16 protein-coding genes are annotated in these 17211 nt (G+C 64.7%); 9 read left to right on the top strand and 7 right to left on the bottom strand.

Going from position 1 to position 17211, the window contains the following annotated elements; genetic code table 11:
- Window positions 1–269: 269 nt before the first annotated feature.
- The 5 genes from AB0I81_RS17020 to AB0I81_RS17000 are packed head-to-tail and all read left to right on the top strand — an operon-like array spanning window position 270 to window position 2625.
- Window positions 270–470, top strand: coding sequence for a hypothetical protein (locus tag AB0I81_RS17020; protein ID WP_360657076.1), 201 nt, complete (start codon window positions 270–272; stop codon window positions 468–470).
- Complete coding sequence (locus AB0I81_RS17015; protein WP_360657073.1) at window positions 454–969, top strand: DUF6879 family protein; 516 nt, start codon at window positions 454–456, stop codon at window positions 967–969. Before AB0I81_RS17020 ends, AB0I81_RS17015 begins: the two co-directional genes overlap by 17 nt.
- The gene (locus AB0I81_RS17010) at window positions 959–1798 is read left to right on the top strand and encodes a helix-turn-helix transcriptional regulator (protein ID WP_360657070.1); all 840 of its coding nucleotides are present in this window, start codon (window positions 959–961) and stop codon (window positions 1796–1798) included. Before AB0I81_RS17015 ends, AB0I81_RS17010 begins: the two co-directional genes overlap by 11 nt.
- Before the next feature lie 60 nt (window positions 1799–1858).
- The gene (locus AB0I81_RS17005; RefSeq protein ID WP_360657067.1) at window positions 1859–2263 is read left to right on the top strand and encodes a hypothetical protein; all 405 of its coding nucleotides are present in this window, start codon (window positions 1859–1861) and stop codon (window positions 2261–2263) included.
- Window positions 2260–2625, top strand: coding sequence for a hypothetical protein (locus AB0I81_RS17000; RefSeq protein WP_360657065.1), 366 nt, complete (start codon window positions 2260–2262; stop codon window positions 2623–2625). The genes AB0I81_RS17005 and AB0I81_RS17000 overlap by 4 nt, the downstream gene beginning before the upstream one ends.
- A gap of 620 nt (window positions 2626–3245) precedes the next feature.
- On the opposite strand, the gene AB0I81_RS16995 is transcribed toward AB0I81_RS17000, so the two are convergent.
- From AB0I81_RS16995 to AB0I81_RS16965, 7 genes are all read right to left on the bottom strand, one after another.
- Complete coding sequence (locus AB0I81_RS16995) at window positions 3246–4982, bottom strand: hypothetical protein (protein WP_360657062.1); 1737 nt, start codon at window positions 4980–4982, stop codon at window positions 3246–3248.
- 476 nt (window positions 4983–5458) lie between these two features.
- On the bottom strand, window positions 5459–6331 hold the full coding sequence (locus tag AB0I81_RS16990; RefSeq protein ID WP_360657059.1) for a hypothetical protein: 873 nt from the start codon (window positions 6329–6331) through the stop codon (window positions 5459–5461).
- 78 nt (window positions 6332–6409) lie between these two features.
- Window positions 6410–6895 (bottom strand): hypothetical protein, encoded by a 486-nt coding sequence (locus tag AB0I81_RS16985; protein WP_360657056.1) that lies wholly within the window; start codon window positions 6893–6895, stop codon window positions 6410–6412.
- Window positions 6896–6944: 49 nt separating this feature from the next.
- Window positions 6945–7103: a hypothetical protein gene (locus AB0I81_RS16980; protein WP_360657053.1), complete on the bottom strand. Its 159-nt coding sequence runs from the start codon at window positions 7101–7103 to the stop codon at window positions 6945–6947.
- Window positions 7104–7758: 655 nt separating this feature from the next.
- Entirely contained in the window at window positions 7759–8853 is a 1095-nt protein-coding gene (locus AB0I81_RS16975) for a hypothetical protein (RefSeq protein ID WP_360657050.1), read from the bottom strand.
- Between the two features lie 116 nt (window positions 8854–8969).
- Complete coding sequence (locus AB0I81_RS16970; protein WP_360657047.1) at window positions 8970–10613, bottom strand: recombinase family protein; 1644 nt, start codon at window positions 10611–10613, stop codon at window positions 8970–8972.
- A 223-nt stretch (window positions 10614–10836) separates the two neighbouring features.
- On the bottom strand, window positions 10837–11025 hold the full coding sequence (locus AB0I81_RS16965; protein WP_360657044.1) for a DUF5999 family protein: 189 nt from the start codon (window positions 11023–11025) through the stop codon (window positions 10837–10839).
- A 627-nt stretch (window positions 11026–11652) separates the two neighbouring features.
- Here AB0I81_RS16965 and AB0I81_RS16960 point away from each other — a divergent pair.
- From AB0I81_RS16960 to AB0I81_RS16945, 4 genes are all read left to right on the top strand, one after another.
- Complete coding sequence (locus tag AB0I81_RS16960; protein ID WP_360657041.1) at window positions 11653–12261, top strand: superoxide dismutase; 609 nt, start codon at window positions 11653–11655, stop codon at window positions 12259–12261.
- Between the two features lie 70 nt (window positions 12262–12331).
- Window positions 12332–13441 (top strand): protein kinase, encoded by a 1110-nt coding sequence (locus AB0I81_RS16955; RefSeq protein WP_360657039.1) that lies wholly within the window; start codon window positions 12332–12334, stop codon window positions 13439–13441.
- A 35-nt stretch (window positions 13442–13476) separates the two neighbouring features.
- Window positions 13477–15672: a serine/threonine-protein kinase gene (locus AB0I81_RS16950; protein ID WP_360657037.1), complete on the top strand. Its 2196-nt coding sequence runs from the start codon at window positions 13477–13479 to the stop codon at window positions 15670–15672.
- Window positions 15673–15801: 129 nt separating this feature from the next.
- Entirely contained in the window at window positions 15802–17187 is a 1386-nt protein-coding gene (locus tag AB0I81_RS16945; protein WP_360657034.1) for a class II fumarate hydratase, read from the top strand.
- Window positions 17188–17211: the final 24 nt, after the last annotated feature.

The following is a 17211-nucleotide window of genomic DNA, read 5'->3' as shown; positions in this document are numbered from 1 at the left end:
CGCGCACGGCTGGTCACGTACTGAGGGCTTACGAAGCCCGCGGGGGCACGAGACCCCTTCGGCGCACTCCAGGGCCACACAGAGAGCCGTACAGCGCCCGCCGCGTGGGGCAACGTCGCGCCTGGCGTTGGAGCCTGCGAGGTTGCTCGGCAGTCGCCTCCCCCAGCCCCTGCCGTTATTCATGTTCAGGAATAACGGACATAGCGTTGACCCAGCGAGATGGCCTGTTTAGCTTTCCTGGTAGGTCCTTCCGATCAGCAGGAGGCAACATGGACGTACAGGTGAACGAGGTCATCGCGGGCGGCAATTGCGGCTCCAACGACTGCCCCACCGTGTTCCGTACGAACAAGCCCGGCACCGTCGCCGTACAGGGGTACGCGATGAGGGCAGTACGCACACCCGAGGGCGAATGGGTTGTCGAGGTACCCGAACAATTGATTCTGGAGGCCGCGCGTGCTCTTGGAAGGTGATGCCTGGCAAGGATACTTCGACAGCTTCAAGCGCTCAGCTTTTCGGCTGGAAACGCATCCCGTCTACACGATGCCTGGCGAACGGGACACATATCAACGCTACCTGAGCGGAGAGGAGCCGACGGGAGACCACGCTGCACAATGGGTAGAGAAAGTCCGCCACTACAGGGAAACGGGCCGTACGATCGGACGCGTTCATGTCGTCACGTGTCCGCTGTCAGAGTACCTGCGTTACGAATTCGAGTGGTGGTACAGGTTCAACGCAGCAGCGGGTGAAGACATCCGAATACTGGATCTCACCGATAAGGCCAACCCCGGCGTGCCGGACTATGATTTCTGGTTGTTCGACGACTTGCACATAGTCCGAATGATGTACCGGCCAGACGGCACTCAGATTGGCCGTGAACTGCTGGAGAATGTCGATCCCGGCGACTACATCCGCTATCGCGACATCGCTGTAAGTTCATCTGTTCCGTTTGTGGAGTACGTTGCAGATTGAACCCGAGCGGCAAGGCGAGGATCGTCCGAACCTTGCAGAAACGCTGCGTACTCTGAGGAAGAACACCGGCCTCACTGGTGAGAGTGTCGCCACACGTGCCGGGATGAGCCAGGCGAAGCTCTCGAAGATAGAGACGGGCCGCGTCCAGCCGTCCACGCTGGACGTGGAACGCCTTCTCGCCGCTCTCGGCACGCCGCGAGATATCGCCAATGAGGTTGTAGCTCTTGCCCGAATGGCGAACACCGAGTTTCAGGAGCTAAGGGCGGCGCTACGGAAAGGGCTTGAGAAGAAGCAACGTGAACTTGCCGCATTGGAGAAGACAGCCAGCCACATCCGCTTTTTCCTACCCTTGATGATAACCGGCCTACTGAACACGCCGGAATACGCCAAGGCAACCATGAGCCTCGTACCCGGCGACCACTCCAGAATGTTGACCAGAAAACTTGAGCGACAGAGCGTACTCTACGAGCAGAGCAAGACGTTCACCTTCCTGCTTTCGGAAGCCGCACTGAGATGGGCGCTGGTTCCGCCACCCGCTATGGCCGTGCAGCTCGACAGGCTCGTCTCTCTTTCGATGCTTGGCAATGTGCATATCGGAGTCATTCCCCTTGCCGCATACGTGGGAGCGGGACCGCTGAACACCTTCACGTTGTACGATGATCGGCTGGCAACGGCGGAGACCTTCGGCGGAGCTATCATCATGCGCGACCCCAAGGATGTGAACGAGCATCTAAGGCTATTTGACTTCTTCGGCCGGTTCGCGCTGTTCGATGAGCCCGGCCGCAGTTTTATATCTTCGATTGCAACGGAGTTTCGCGAGCGCGAGTAAAATTTATTCCGCAACAAGAAAGCCCTTCAAGGGCGGTTCCGCTTATTCTACGGTCGAACTATGGAGACGCACCCCACATGCGCGAGCGGTGTTCTGCTCTGCGATCCGGTTACGCTGGCCACTGCGCGTCAGCAAGCGGACGCTCTTGACCAAGTTGTGCCGCACCTGAAGGCCAAGGGCGTTCACGAACTCCTGATCATGAGGTCGGACCCTCAGCCGTGCGCGATCTCGGTCTATGGCACCCGTGAGGATCTCTGGCATCAGCCGGAGATGACCATCCAGGCGGATGGCGGGTGGCTGGTCGCCACCGTGACGGTTGGGGAGCGCTCCGGCAGTTTCCTCGTCGAGCTGCCCCGCGTCGGCCCCGACAACGAGCCGATCGGCACCCGGACCGAACTGGTGCCGTCAACCCTGCCGAGCCGCGTTGCCCTGCTCGTGGCCGAGCACGCGAGGGTAGCCGCATGAGCGCCAGGGCCACAGCGACCGCGCCCCAGGGTCGCACCGTCAACATTGACGCGATCAGGATCGACTGGAAGGGCTCGCCGTTCGCGCAGACGGGCATGCCCCTCAGCGAGATCTCTTACGGCTATGTCGGCGGGATCAGAGCGTTTGCCCTCATCACCAAGGGTCGCAAGACCGCCGTTCGTTCCTACCTGCCCACGGGAGACGGCAAGCCCGTTGGAGAGGAGCAGTTTCCTGAACGAGCCCAGGCCAAGCGGTACGCCGACGAGAATCTCAAGCGGTTCCTCGCCAGTCTGGTGAACGGGAAGAAGGCCACTGAGGAAGCAGCAGAGACGCCCCCGGCTGAAGACGCTGCCGCCTCTTAGCCGGGGTGCCGACGATCCCCGGCCAGACAGGTAGACGCACCCATACCCGTCGGGTTTCCTGCCTGAAGGATCGCGGCCATCGTCCGGAACGCGATTTCCGTTCTGGCCGGGGGTCACCAGGCCGCTATGTCGTCGCCTCGGAGGGACGGCGTTCAGGGGAAGCGACATGGATGCATCCCCGGCATGGCGGAAGCCCCCGCCGCCGGTCTGGAAGAGGCTGACGGCGGGGGCTCAACAGCCCCCTCAGGCACAGAGAGGCTCCCGGTCGCTGATCACGCAGGGTTCAGCCGGCCGTAACGGAAGGTGTAGTGGCGGGACGGCTGGCGTCCGTGGAAGAGCGAAGAGCGTCCCTGAAGACAGCCCCGGATGAGGTTGATGGTCCTTCCCAGTCCGGGGTGCAGGCTCCCCGGACGGATTTCTGTCCGGGGTTGGGGTCCTGGCCGTCCTTTCGCCGCCCGCGCTTGAGCGGCCAGGACTCCCGAGCACCGAGAAACGAGCCCGGCCGGGGGCGGCGTACGTCTCCGGTTTTGCGTACAAGGCTGACGAGGGTCACGTACACGTACCGGCCTCGTGGGGAGACGGACAAGTTGTCCGTCTCCCTACGGTATGCAAGGTGATGATCAGGCAGCTACCTCAGGAGCCTGGAACAGCGCATCGGGGGTGCTCTTGGCCCGGCTCCTGCGGGGAGTCTTGGCCTTGGTTGCGGTACCCGCCTGAGGGAGGCTGGCGGCAGCCTGCTTGGCCATCATCGACATGAGGATCTCCTGAAGCATCTCGGCCCCGGCCTCGGAGGACAGGAACGCCTTGACCGCTTCCGGCGAGACGGCGGGCTCTTCGGTGGCCTGCTCTACCGGCTCGGGTTCGGGAGCGGTCTCGGGCTCGGGCGTGACGCTCTGGGCGGCGTCGATCTCGTCCCACTCGTCTTCTGACAGGTAGAACGTCGAGACGGCGGGAGCTTCTTGCACGGGTGCGCTCTCCTCCTTTGGAGTGGTCTCCTCCACGTTGGCCTTCTCAACAGTCTCAACCGTTGGGCTCTGCGCAACGGTTGGCTCAAGCTTGTGGTTCTCCTCCATGAGGATCTCGGGAAGCTCCTCCTCCTGGTCCAGTTCATTAAGTTCGTTCGAGCGGTCTGTGATCTCTTCCGGGGTGTCGTAGCGGTAGACCAGGGCGGGCCTGCCGCCGCCCTGCGGTTGGACCTTGGTCATGGTGACGTAGGGGAGTTCGGAGATGATGGCGTTCATTTCGGCGGCCTTGCGGCCGAACTTGCGGAACAGGGCTGTGCTGTTGACGCCCTCGGGACCGGCGGCCTTAACGAACTGCTCCACGCGCGTGGCGATCGTGTCCTCTGCCGATGCTCCGGCGTTGGCCACCTCGGGTGAGAGGTAGGTCACGGAGTCACACATGTAGGAGATCAGGCCCACGGCGGCCTCCAGGTCGCGTGTGGTGATCTCGTCTCTGCGGTCGGCGAGTGCGTACAGGGCGCTGACTCGCCACACGTGGTCAGCCGCTCGTGCGGCGAACTGTTCCATGGCCTCACGCCCCAGGGTGAGGGCGTCGATCATTTCGGAGAGCTTGTCATCCCACAGCGCCATGGCGCTTGCCGTGACGGTGACCTCCTCCACGTCCCTGGCGTAGGCGACGGCGTTGCGGAATTCCCGGACCAGGGGGCGCATCAGTTCGGACCAGGCGTTGACGCTGATCTGTTCCGAGAGCTTGATCTTCTTGGAGCGCTCGACGTACAGGCACAGGAAGCGGTTGAGGGTGCCCCCGGCGCGGTCGGCCTTGCCGATGCTGGCCGAGAATTCAGCCGGGGTCACGTTGCCGATGATCGAGACGTGCGGGGCGTCCACGTGGATCACGGCTTCCTTGGTGCGGTTGCTGATCGATGCCCCTTCCCAGCTACGCCGGATGGCCTTGCCGAAGGACTTGTAGCGCGCGGACACCTTGAGCAGGTCGGCGAACTCCTCCTCGATCATGAAGGCGGTGCCGTTCATGTCCGCCAGGGTCGAGACGTAGGCAGGCCCGGACTGCGGGCACCCTTCCAGGATCGCGGCCTTGGCCCAGTCGGGCAGCGCGCCCTTGACCACCTGAAGAGCGGCACGGGTGGCCGTGCCCTTTCGGCCCATGCCGGTGTTGCCGATCAGCACGATCCACGTGCTCAGGGTCTGTGACTGCGTGCCGTAGACCACCTGAGGCAGGTTGGTGGCCGCTGAGCTGAAGGCGCTCAGCAGAGCGCCCAGGATGCCCACGGGGTCGGCCTCACTGTGTGGGGTGATGGTCTGCACGATCCTGCCCAGCAGACCCGAGTAGACCACGGGAGAGACCTGCGGACGGGCAGCGATGGTGTTGGACTGCATGAGCTACGCTCCTTGGCTGGTGGCCCCAGAGCGCAAACGACGACCAATCTCTGTCGCTCTGGGGCTGTCTTATGTCTGACGCTGGTTTCTCGATCCCGAGTAAGTTCGTTCGTTATTCGGTTGATCAAGTCCAGCGATCAGCAAAGTGCCATGGACGCGAATCTCATGTCAATACTTCCGCTCGAATTAACTCCAAGAATATTAGTTAGGGCAGCTCAATGGCTAGTGGGCGCTGGGGAAAGTTAGTTAGAGCAGCACTCTGGGGGTATGCATTTTTCGTGAGGCCATGGACCCCGACAGGGGGTACCTTCCTCCGACCAAGTACGAGTCTGGAACTTTTCGGATAAGGCATCACGCATACCCTGACCTGCAGCATCACTCACCGGCAATGACGAAGGAACTTACTAGTCCACAGCTTTACAACCAAAGAAAATCCCCAAACCCAACAAGGGACTCGGGGATATCTGGAAACTAACTTACGCAGCCCACTTCACGGTGGCCTTCACAAGGCCCTCGGAATTCTGGACGGCAACGTTTGGTGCGGTGGGTTGCTTGCCGCCGGGGAAAGAAAGCACCCGAGCGCCGTACAGGTGCAGGGCGTCAATCTGATCGCGCCGGTACTTCTCGACCGGCTGAGACCGGAAGCTCGTGAACTGACTGGCAAATGTGGTGTACACCCTGTGCCCAGCCACGATGTCCACACCGGTCGGCATGGCCGTAGTGGACACCACCGTGAACCCGGCCAGGCGGGCGACCACGCCGTTGGCCGTCGCGCCAGGCTCGCCCAGGGCGGCGGCGTTGGCCACGTCCGGGGCGCGCAACAGGTAGCGCTTGGCCTTGGGCGAGACGACTACGTACCGGTCTGCGGGCACCTTGCCCGTGTCCAGCTTCTCCATCATGTCGAAGATGGCTTCCAGCAGTGCCTCACCCTTGGCGACGTTGTCGGACAGGCCGCTCACGTCCACCTGAGGCAGTGCCGTGGCCGAGGCCGCAATGGTCGTACCGACGAAGGTGTCAGTGGAGGCGGCAAGGGCGCGGATGGACTCCAGGGAGGCGGGGGCCGCCAAGGCGCCGGCCACTTGGACGCGCTCGATGTCGCGCACGTAGAAGGCCACGTAATCGGCCTCGGAGATGTCGAGGTACTGCTCAACGGTCTCCAGGTCCTCGATCGTCATCCCGGCCACGTCGTTGTACTTGCCGACGTTGGGCCGGATGAGGCCATTGATGACCATGCGGTCGCCCTGAGCGGCGATGTCGCCCTCATAGTCGTGGTTCACCACGAGGGGCGACGCCCAGACCAGGAGCGGATCGAACTGCAGGAGCAGATGGTCACTCCACTCCGTGGGCACAAAAGTATGAGTCCCCGCATGCGCGTACGGAGGGATGGGAGTAATAGCCAAGTAACTAACAAACCTTTCGTAGAGGGTCTACCGGCGTGCCCGTGCGTCCAAGGGCAGCGGCTCGGGGCTTGCGGGCGGCCCGCCACCCTGCGGGCCGACACCCACGTTCTGAGGAAACTTGGGCTGCTTCTGGGCCGGTGTGAAGGAACTAACAAAGTCAGCGATGGCGGCCGGATCAACCTGCCCGGCCGCGTCGATGAACGACGACACGTTGAGTCGGCCGATGGCGTCGGGTCCAAGCTCCAGGCCGTGGTCCTTGGCCGCATGGTCGAGCTGGATGGCGGCAAGTTGATGCACGTGCTCGGCCTGCATGTCGGCGATGGCCTGTTCCAGTTCCGCATTCTTGGCCGTTGCGGCCTCCAGTTCGGCGCTGGCCGCCTTCCATCGAGCTTCGTTGGTCCGGCTCAGGCTCTTCCACTTATCCGCCTCAGAATCGATCTGAGGGCTTTCTGTGGCTGTTTCGGTCACCTGATTCATTTCGAGGGTGGCCGGAGTGTTCAGCGAGTCATCCATTTCGGTGCTCCCTTGGGGTGTGGATACGGGTTGCGTGTCGAGGGCTTACCTACCGAGTGCGCATACGGAACTCGTCGCGATCGGGCGTCGCCTGCCAGGCGTAGGTAAGCGACCTCGGGTTGTCCAGGTCGCCGTCCACGGACACGATACGAACGGCTGGGTCCAAGTCGCCGTCACGCCAGGCGCCCAGGATCTCCTGAGCGGTCATGTCTTCAAGCTGGGCAAAGGCAATCATCGGTCTTGTTCTCCAAAGTGCTGTGAGCGTGAGTATGAAGAAGGCCCCCGGCACGAGGTCACCGAGGGCCTTCACGAACGCGAGAGACGGGAAGAGTCCCTCAGGCATAAGTAGTTAGAGGGGTCGGAAAGTTAATGTTGCGAGATTCCCCTGTAACGATTCTGTATAGCTCTAAACCGTCACGCCCACCTGCGCAGTTCGGCATGTGCCGCTCGTCGTCAACTCTGGCTCCGCACTCCACACACAGGCCCTTGCGGCGGCGGTAGCTGCGCTGAGCATGCTCACGGTCCCTCAGCCGCTTGGCGGCCTGGCGACACTCGACGAAGCAGTAAGCACGCCAGGCACCACGGCGGCCTGAGCCCGGCTTCCGGGTCTCCCTGCATAGCTTGTCGCAATGGCCGCACCTGAAGACCTGTGTGAGGTAGCCACCTTGAGAATGCCACGACATGTCTATTTCCCTCTTCGGTAGAGGATGTTCAACCTATGAACACCTTGTAGTTCGCTGTGGTGAGTTGGGATTTCAAACTCACCTGAGCCTCTGCCACAGCAGAGAGGTGAACGGAGATACTCCGTTCTGCTGGATGAGCTGAGATCGCAACCTACTGCACTTCCTGTGGCCACTAACAAACTAACGAATCAACAGCTCTTGTTTGGCTTCTGCCTTGCGCATACGTGCCATGGTGGTCTTGTAGCTGTCCCACCACAAACGCTGGTCCTTATGCTTCTGCTTCATCGAAGCAAGGTAGGTGTCTACTCCAAATTGCCGTGCAAGCAAACCGGCATGTCCGTTGAAGGCCAAACCGACCTTCAGGTACTCGCCTTTGTGTCCCGGGACCTTGCCCGCGAGTCCCGCCCCACAGAGCCGCTTCAGCGCCCTGCGCACCGTCTCCACGTTGCGGCCCGTCCTGTCGGCCAGGTCCTTTGCCGTGACCAACTCCCCGAACTTCATACACGCCCACACACGCTCAGCCGAGTCGCCCAATCCGCCGGGGGCCACGAACATCGGGTGCTGGCCAAGGTTGGGGACGATCCCGTGAGTAGGGCACACCGGCACCGGCCCTAGCAGTGTGGCTTGGTGGCCACCGACACAATGACACATATAACTGTTCTTATTTATATACAGGGGGGAGTAGTCATATGTGTCGTTGCGTTGGCGGACCACTTCATAGGTCCGTGTTCCATGAGCGTTGGTCTTGTCGATCGGAGCGAGCCAACCCGCTTCGACCAGTCGAGCCAGGCTCCTGGAAACGGTTCGATGTGGGACGCTGGTGTACTCGGCCAACCGCCGAAGGGAAACGGTTGGGGTATAGATTCCATGTTCGTCGCATATCGACAATATGCCGAGCATCACTTTTCGGTCGGTGCCCCCGGCTCGGCCGGTCCACGTGGTCCGCTCCACAGCGGACCAAACAACCGCGAGTCGCTGCCGGATTGCCTCAGGTCCCGTGTCGGCCCAGTCGGCAGCGAAGTCTTCGGCATTCTCCCAAAGCTTTCCTAATCGGCGGTCCACCTGCATCTGCTTTGTTGAACCCCAAGCGAACTCGCCGCCCAGATTGTTCGGGTCACGCATTGCAGCCCTGTATTGCTCGAACGTCCAGCCCGCGCGAACGCAACCGTTCGCGACGTCTCTGGCCACGTCCCACGACTCATCCACAGAACCGTTGAGGAGAAGATTTCTAGTATTGGCCGTCAGGGTGTTGATGTCATAACTAGTAGCAATCATGAGTTCCTCGTGAAATTTTCAAAAAGGATGCCGGGCTTGCCGTATGGTCAAGCCTGGCAATCCCTTAACATACAAATAAACACGCCCCGCCGTAGCGGGGCGATTTCGACCGAGGACTACAGGGCCAGAGTTTCCTTCCTTAAGATGATCCGAGTCTTCGCCATCTCGGTAAGCCGCTCCAACGGGATGACGCTCCCATCATCTGCAGACGGGGTATTGAAGTCGGTCCTATAGTAGTCCAGATCATCCAGTTGAAGATTATTGTCCTGAATGACTTCCTTTAGGTCCAAGAACTCGACCACCACACTCTCTTTGGACCATTCAACGAGGTCCCGGAAGACTACAACGCGTATGTTGTGCTTCTTGAGAAAGGCTCGCTTCTGCTCGTCGTCTTTCTCTGCCCATACCTCCGCGTAGGTCCTGCCGATGTTCACGTACTTCGGAGCGCTGTCCAGCACTTCCACTTCCGAGCGAAGCCGAGAGATCTTCGCCGAGAGGCTCTTGTGCATCTTCCAGTACGACTCTTGCTGTCCTTCTTCGTCGTACCTACCGGCCATGTAGTCCGTTTCGAGTCGATCAAGTCGCTTCTTCACGGCTTCAAGCTCGGTACGGATGGGGCCGGAGTCCACGGAGGACTTCTCGAACACGGGTGCCTGGCCGAGAGCCCTGCCAACGGCATCGTTCACGTACTCGTCAAGGCGTTCCCGCGTGCTTCGGGCAGGGAACTGGCACGTACCCGTCTGGAGGTTGTTGCAGGTGTAGTAGAAGTACACCGCTCCCCTGGCGTTGTTCTTCGACTTCTTGGCGGACGACATGTTGGCACCGCAGACCCCGCAGGTGGCTACTCCCCCGAGCATCGACCGTGAGGGGGTAGACCTGACCGCCTTCCGCTCGTCGGTGGTGAAGCGAACGACCATCCGGTTCCACTCCTCCGGCGTCATGATGGGGTCGGACGAGATCATGACCGGGTTGCCCTCATCGTCCTCCACTTGCTCACCCTTGTAGGTGAAGAAGCCTGCAGCGGTGGGGTTGGTGACGATGGCGACGATTGTGGCTGAAGTCCACTGGATTCCCCGCGACGACTTTCCCGACTTGATGCGTAGGTAGTCCCGCCATGTCGGCACCTTGCGCTTGTTGAGGTCCACGGCGATCCGGTAGGCCGACCAATCGGTCTTGACCCTCTCCACGATCTCCCTCAGGAGAGCCGCGTACTCCGGATCTTGGGCCAGCTTCTTGCCCTTGCCCGCCGTGCTGTCCGTGAACTGATACCCGAACGGGAGCACGCCCCCGGTCCAAACGCCCATCTCCAGGCGAGTCTGTGCGCTTGCTTGGATGCGGGCGCGGATCGTGTTCAGCTCCCCCTCCGCGAACGCCGCGATGATCTGAGCGAACATCTTCCCCATGGGGGTGGACATGTCGATGCCCTCAGTTACAGAGACGATGGTCTTGCCGCGCTGCTCGCACCACTCCACAAGTTCCGCGAAGTGCTTCGAGCGCCGGGTAAGCCTGTCGATCTTGAGAACGGCGATGACGTCGAACTCGTTCTCCCGCTCCGTGAGCCAGGGGCCGAGCTTCGGTCGCTTGAACGGGTCGAGGCCGCCGGACACGTCCAGGTCCTCAGCCCACCCGATCACTGTTCCGCTGACATGTGGAGCGCTGGCCCAGTGCTGGATCGCGTCTCGCTGGCGTTCGGGGGCTGTGCTGGCATCGGTGGTGACACTGAGTCGGATCACGCCAAGCACGCGGGGGGTCTCGATCATGCATGTGATCGTAGAGAGTTGCCGTTAGACAAACAAGTGAGACGACTTCTTCACCGACAAGACGGGCCCGGCACTCACGATCGGCCGTCGCCGCTGAGGCTCCTGCTGCTTTTTCATCCGCCTGACCGGCAGGTCAGGCGCCCCCGGATGGGGCCGGGCAGTCGCCAGGGCTGCTCGGCACCCGCCCCGCGCCGGTCACGGGACCAGCGCGGTCAAGAGATGCTCACGCGGCCACCGCGGCCCGGTGCGGCGCCACGACGGAGCCGTCGGGCAGCAGCAGGCCGGTGTCGTCGAACAGCACGACGCCGTTGCAGAGAAGGCTCCAGCCCTGGTCGGGGTGGGCCGAGATGACGTGCGACCTCTCACGGTCGAGGGAGTCGGCACTTGGGCAAGCGGGGTAGTGACTGCACATCGCGCACCTCTCAGACTGCGCTGTGAATAACGGGGCTTCAAAAGGGCAGCGTGCGCCCTGACGGAGTGCGAAGGTCAAGAGCAGCAGCTCTGGCCGGCTTCTTCGACCGGCGGCGAACCTGTGTCTGACGCATCCCCATCACGTCCTTCAATGGTCTGTCTTCAGTGGTCGGACCTCGGCGTGCACCTTCAGTGTGACGTTCGGGTACGACAGTTTCCCGCCGTCTTCTGAGGGCTTGCCTTCTTTCATGGCTCAACCATGCCCCCGCACCCTTACGGCACCCTTACAGCTCGCTAACGCCGGGCCCGTGGTTTCTGTCAGCCGGCCGTACGACCGCCTGAAAGTTCCCCTACAGGCATCATGCACAAATTTCCGGCGAATCGTTGTGCTGGCCGTTACACCTGTCCGGCATGTCGTCACGTCCGCTGTCACATCAGCCCGGCGAGCTGCGGAAACGCTCCAAGAAAGCCGGGAGAAATGGCTCACGCGGGCGGGGGCTACCCCGCCCGCGCGGCTGGACCAACCTGACCCTGGACAGCCTGCCAAGAGGAGGACCTAGGTCGCAAGTCCGATGCACCTGCAAATTACTTGCAATAGTGTCCTTCCAGAGATCGAACAGGAGGACACATGGGGGACTACACCCTTCCCGACATGCCCTACGACTACGCCGCGCTCGAACCCGCCATCACCGGCGAGATCCTGGAGCTGCACCACGCCAAGCACCACGCGGCCTACGTCAAGGGCGCCAACGACACGCTCGAACGCCTCGCCGAGGCCCGCGACAAGGGCGAGTTCTCGGGCCTGGTGGGCCTGGAGAAGACGTTCGCCTTCAACCTGTCCGGGCACGTACTGCACTCGATCTTCTGGGAGAACCTGTCACCGGACGGCGGCGACCGTCCGGACGGGGCACTCAGGGACGCGATCGACGAGCACTTCGGCACGTTCGAGGCCTTCCAGAAGCAGCTCACCACCGCCACCGCGGGCGTGCAGGGCTCCGGCTGGGGTGTGCTGGCCTGGGAGCCGCTCAGCCGCAGGCTCGTCGTCGAGCAGATCTACGACCACCACGGCAACGTGGGGCTGAACACCACCCCGCTGCTCGTGTTCGACGCGTGGGAGCATGCGTACTATCTTCAGTATCGCAACGTCCGTCCGGACTACGTCGAGAAACTGTGGGGCCTCATCAACTGGGACGATGTGGGCCGGAGGTTTGCTGACGTGACGAGTCAGGCGGGTTGACTTAAGTTCGCAACAAATTATCGGCCCCGCCTCTACTGGTCGGTTTACACAAATAGGTAAGCTGCCTGGCATGCGTGCGCCCTCCGGTTACCTACTCGCCGCGCGCTACCGGCTCATGGAGCCGGTTGGTCGTGGCGGCATGGGCACCGTTTGGCGGGCACATGACGAACTGCTCGACCGGGACGTGGCGGTCAAGGAAGTGCGGCTGCCCACGGTCCTGGACGAGGACCTGCGTGCCGAGCTGTGCGCGCGCACCGAGCGCGAGGGCCGGGCCACCGCGATGGTCACGCACCCCTCGGTCATCACCGTCTTCGACGTGGTCACCGAGGACGACCGGCCGTGGATCGTGATGGAGCTGCTCCGGGCCAGATCCCTGGAGCAGCTCATCCAGGACCAGGGACCGCTCCACCCCCGCAGGGCCGCCGAGATCGGCCGGCAGATCCTGGGCGCGCTGCGCGCCGTGCACGCCAAGGGGATCCTGCACCGCGACGTCAAGCCGAGCAACGTGCTGGTGACCGAGGACCGGGCGGTGCTGACCGACTTCGGCCTGGCCGCGCTCGAAGGTGATGTTTCTATTACCCAGGCGGGCATCGTTCTGGGGTCCGCCGGCTACATCGCTCCAGAGCGGGTGCTCGGCTCGAAGGCCAGCCCCGCCGGCGATCTGTGGTCGCTCGGCGCGACCCTCTACACCGCCGTCGAGGGCAGAGGACTGCACGGCAGGCGTACGGCCGCCGCCGCGCTCGCCGCGCTGACCAGTGGCGAGCCGATCCCGATGACCAAGGCGGGGCCGCTGGCGCCCGTACTCGACGCGCTGCTCAGGATCGACCCCGCGACCAGGCTCGACTCCGTACGCGCCTCGCTCATGCTGGCCAGAGTGGCCGCGGGGGGCTCCGCCGAGGAGCCCCTGACCACCCGCAGACCCGCCCGGCCGGCCTCGCCGGCTCCTCAGCCCCCTTTCGTACGCAGGCCCGCGCACCGCGGGCTACACAGGGCAGATCCCCCGGCGGCGGCCGTCAACGTGCCCCCTCCGCGGCTCGAACGTAAACCGGGTGAGGGCGTGCACAGGAAGCGCGTGGAAGCGCGGCCGACTCCGTCCGCTTATGCCCGTTTCAAAGCGACGGTGATAAAGTTGTGTCTTCCTCGGCGGTTCTGGCCAAGAGAACTTCGCAAGCGAGGGTAAAGCACTTCCCAAGCGAGAATCGATATCTTCTTCTCATGCCGGAACAGCAGACACGCCTGCTCGCGGAGCGCTACCAGCTCATCGCCCCGCTCGGCCGGGGCACGATGGGCACCGTGTGGCGCGCCCGCGACCGCGCGCTCGGGCGCGAGGTGGCGGTCAAGGAAATCCGCCAGGACCCCGGACTAACCGAGGAACAGCGGTCCGAGCTGCGCGAACGTATGGTCCGCGAAGGGCGCATCGCCTCGCGGATCAGCCACCAGTCGGTGGCCGCCATCCACGACGTGCTGATCCAGGAGGACAGCCCGTGGATCATCATGGAGCTCATCGAGGGCCGCTCGCTGGAGCGGGTGATCGAGGAGGAGGGGCCGCTGCCGCCGCGGCTCGTGGCGGAGATCGGCGTGGACCTGCTCGGGGCGCTGCGCGCGGCGCACGCCCAGGGCATCACCCATCGCGACGTCAAGCCCGGCAACGTGCTCATCACCGCCGGCGGCCGCGTGGTGCTGACCGACTTCGGCATCGCCAAGGCCGAGGGCGACTCCCGGCTGACGAAAACGGGCATGGTGATCGGCTCGCCCGGCTACACGGCGCCGGAACGTGCCAGGGGTGAGTACACCGGGCCCGAGTCCGACATCTGGTCGCTCGGCGCCACCCTGTACTACGCCGTCGAGGGACGGCCGGCCTACGAGCGCTCCACGATCGCCGAGACGCTCGCGGCACTGCTCACCGAGAGCGCCGACCCGCCCACGCAGGCGGGACAGTTGCGGCCCGTGCTGAACGGGCTGCTGAACAAGGACTACCGGCAGCGACTTCCCGCTGCCAAGGCGGAGACCCTGCTACGCATGGTCGCCGACACCCCGACGAGCGAGATGCCGGTGCTCACGGCCGAGGCTCTTATGGCGCAGGAGGCCGCTTTGCCCGACCCGTTCGCCGCTCCGCAGAACCCCGAACCCGGCCCTGGAGGCCAAGGACCCGCCGGGCGCGGGCCCGGCGGCCAGGAGGGGCCCGTTCCGGCCGGTAAGGGGTACGCCGGTCAGGGGCCGGGAGTCCAAGGCCCCGGACAGGGGCCCGGTGGCTGGGGGCCTGGTGGTCCTGGTGGTCCTGGTGGTCCTGGTGGTCCTGGTGGTCCTGGTGGTCCTGGTGGTCCTGGTGGTCCTGGTGGTCCTGGTGGTCCTGGGCAGGGCCCTGGCGCACCCGGGCAGGGGCCCGGCGGCCCCGGGCAAGGTCAGGGCGGTCCGAGGCAGGGGCCCGGCGGTCCGGGCGTGCCACCGTACGGCGCTCCAGGTGGTCCTGGTGGGCCAGGTGGGCCAGGTGGTCCTGGGGCGCAGGGACAGGGACGTGGCGGGCAGGGTGCCCCGGTGGGACACGGGATGCAGGGGGCAGGCGGCCCCGGAGCACCCACCGGACCGAACGCCTTCAACGGCCCCAACGCCTTCACCGGTCCCAACGGCCCTGGCGGACCGAGCGGCCCCGGCGGGCCGGGTCAGGGTGGGCCAGGTCAAGGCGGGCCAGGTCAAGGCGGGCCGAGCGCCCCGACTGTGCCGCATGCCGCGGGCCCCGGGTATCCCCAGCAGGGGCAGCAGCCTTATTCCGCGCAGCCACCGAGCGGCCCTGCCGCCGGGAGGCCCGGCGCTGGAGGCCCCGGAGGCCCTGGCCCCGGAGGGCCTGGCGCGGGAGGGCCTGGCGCGGGAGGGCCTGGCGCGGGAGGTCAGGGTGCCGGGAGCCGAGGTAGTGGGGCTCCGGGTGCTGAGGGTCAGGGTGCAGGCGGGCGGGGGGCCGGGAGTCCGGGTGCCTCGACTGGGCCGTACCCCGGCGTGTCCGGTCTGCCCGAGGGCGACTACGACCCCGAGCGTACGGTCAGCATCTCACGTCCCAAGGGGCCCTTCCCCGGCGCGCAGGAGCAGGGCGGCGGCCAGCCGCAGCGCCCGGTCGATGAGGGTTCCATGGCGACCACCCGCATCCCGACCCCGAAGTCGCCGGGACAGCAGGTCTACCCGCCCGCGCCCCCGACTGCCGGTCAGCCCCCGTCGGGGCCCCAGCAGCAGGGTCAGCGGCCGGGCGCCCAGGGTTCACCGGCGGAGTCGGGCGGGCTCGGCACGGACCTGTTCGCCATCGCGGGACAGCCGGAGAAGCCGCCCACGGGCAACCGCAACGGCATGCTGGTGCTCATGGCGGTGGCCGCCGCGGCCGCCGTGGTGATCGCCGTCCTCATCGTGGCCCTCTTCTCAAGCTGACCGGCCTCTCAAGCTGCCCAGCTCTCCCTTGAGTTGGTCGGCGCGACGACACACCACCCGCCCCCGGGGTCTCGGCGGACGGGTGGTGTCTTCCGCCAGTTCAGGCTGCCGTGGGACAGACTGGGGGTCATGAGCGAGTTCCGGATCGAACATGACTCGATGGGTGAGGTACGCGTGCCCGCGGGCGCCAAGTGGCGCGCCCAGACGCAGCGGGCGGTGGAGAATTTCCCGGTCTCGGGGCGGCCTTTGGAGCCGTCCCACATCGCCGCGCTCGGCCTGATCAAGGCCGTGGCCGCGGAGGTCAACGGCGAACTGGGCGTGATCGACAAGGACATGGCGGAGGCGATCGCGCAGGCCGCCGCGGACGTGGCGGAGAACGAGCACGACGCCCACTTCCCGATCGACGTCTTCCAGACCGGCTCGGGCACCTCGTCCAACATGAACGCCAACGAGGTGATCGCGACGCTGGCCGAGGAGCGGCTGGGCCGTCCCGTGCACCCCAACGACCACGTGAACGCCTCCCAGTCCTCCAATGACGTCTTCCCGACCTCGATCCACGTGGCGGCGGCCACCGAGGTGACCTACCACCTGCTGCCCTCGTTGCGGCACCTGGCGGAGGCGCTGCGGGAGAAGGCGATCGAGTTCGACGGCGTGGTGAAGTCGGGGCGTACGCACCTGATGGACGCCACCCCGGTGACGCTGGGGCAGGAGTTCGGCGGGTACGCCACGCAGATCGAGCACGGCGTCGTACGCGTCACGGCGGCCCTGGAGCACGCGCTGGAGCTGCCGCTGGGCGGCACCGCCGTGGGCACGGGCATCAACACGCCGCCGGGGTTCGCCGGCGAGGCCGTCGAGAAGCTGCGTGAGGCGACCGGCATCCCGTTCCAGGAGGCCGGCGACCACTTCGAGGCCCAGAGCGCGCAGGACTCCATCGTGGAGCTCTCCGGGCAGCTCAAGGTGGTGGCGGTGTCCCTCACCAAGATCGCCAACGACCTCCGGTGGATGGGCTCGGGGCCGCGGGCGGGGCTCGGCGAGATCAACCTGCCCGACCTGCAGCCCGGCTCGTCGATCATGCCGGGCAAGGTCAACCCGGTGATCCCCGAGGCCACGGCCATGGTCGCGGCCCAGGTCATCGGGAACGACGCGACGATCACGTTCGCCGGCGCGTCCGGCAACTTCGAGCTGAACGTGCAGCTCCCGGTCATCGCGCGCAACATCCTGGAGTCGATCAGGCTGCTGGCGAACATCTCACGCCTGCTCGCCGACCGCTGCGTCGCCGGGATCACGGCGAACACGGAGCGGCTGCGCGAGTACGCCGAGTCGTCGCCGTCGATCGTGACCCCGCTGAACAAGTACGTCGGCTACGAGGAGGCCGCGAAGATCGCCAAGCAGGCCCTGGCGGAGCGCAAGACGATCAGGGAGGTCGTGATCGAGCGCGGCCACGTGGCCGAGGGCACGCTGAGCGAGGAACAACTCGACGCCGCACTCGACGTACTGTCCATGACCAGGCCCTGAGCACGGGGCCGGGCACCGAGCGCG

Source organism: Nonomuraea sp. NPDC050404 (assembly GCF_040655495.1).
In the GTDB taxonomy this organism is placed as follows: domain Bacteria; phylum Actinomycetota; class Actinomycetes; order Streptosporangiales; family Streptosporangiaceae; genus Nonomuraea.
The sequence above is the reverse complement of the archived record's forward strand: the minus strand, read 5'-3'. Positions and strand labels throughout refer to the sequence as shown.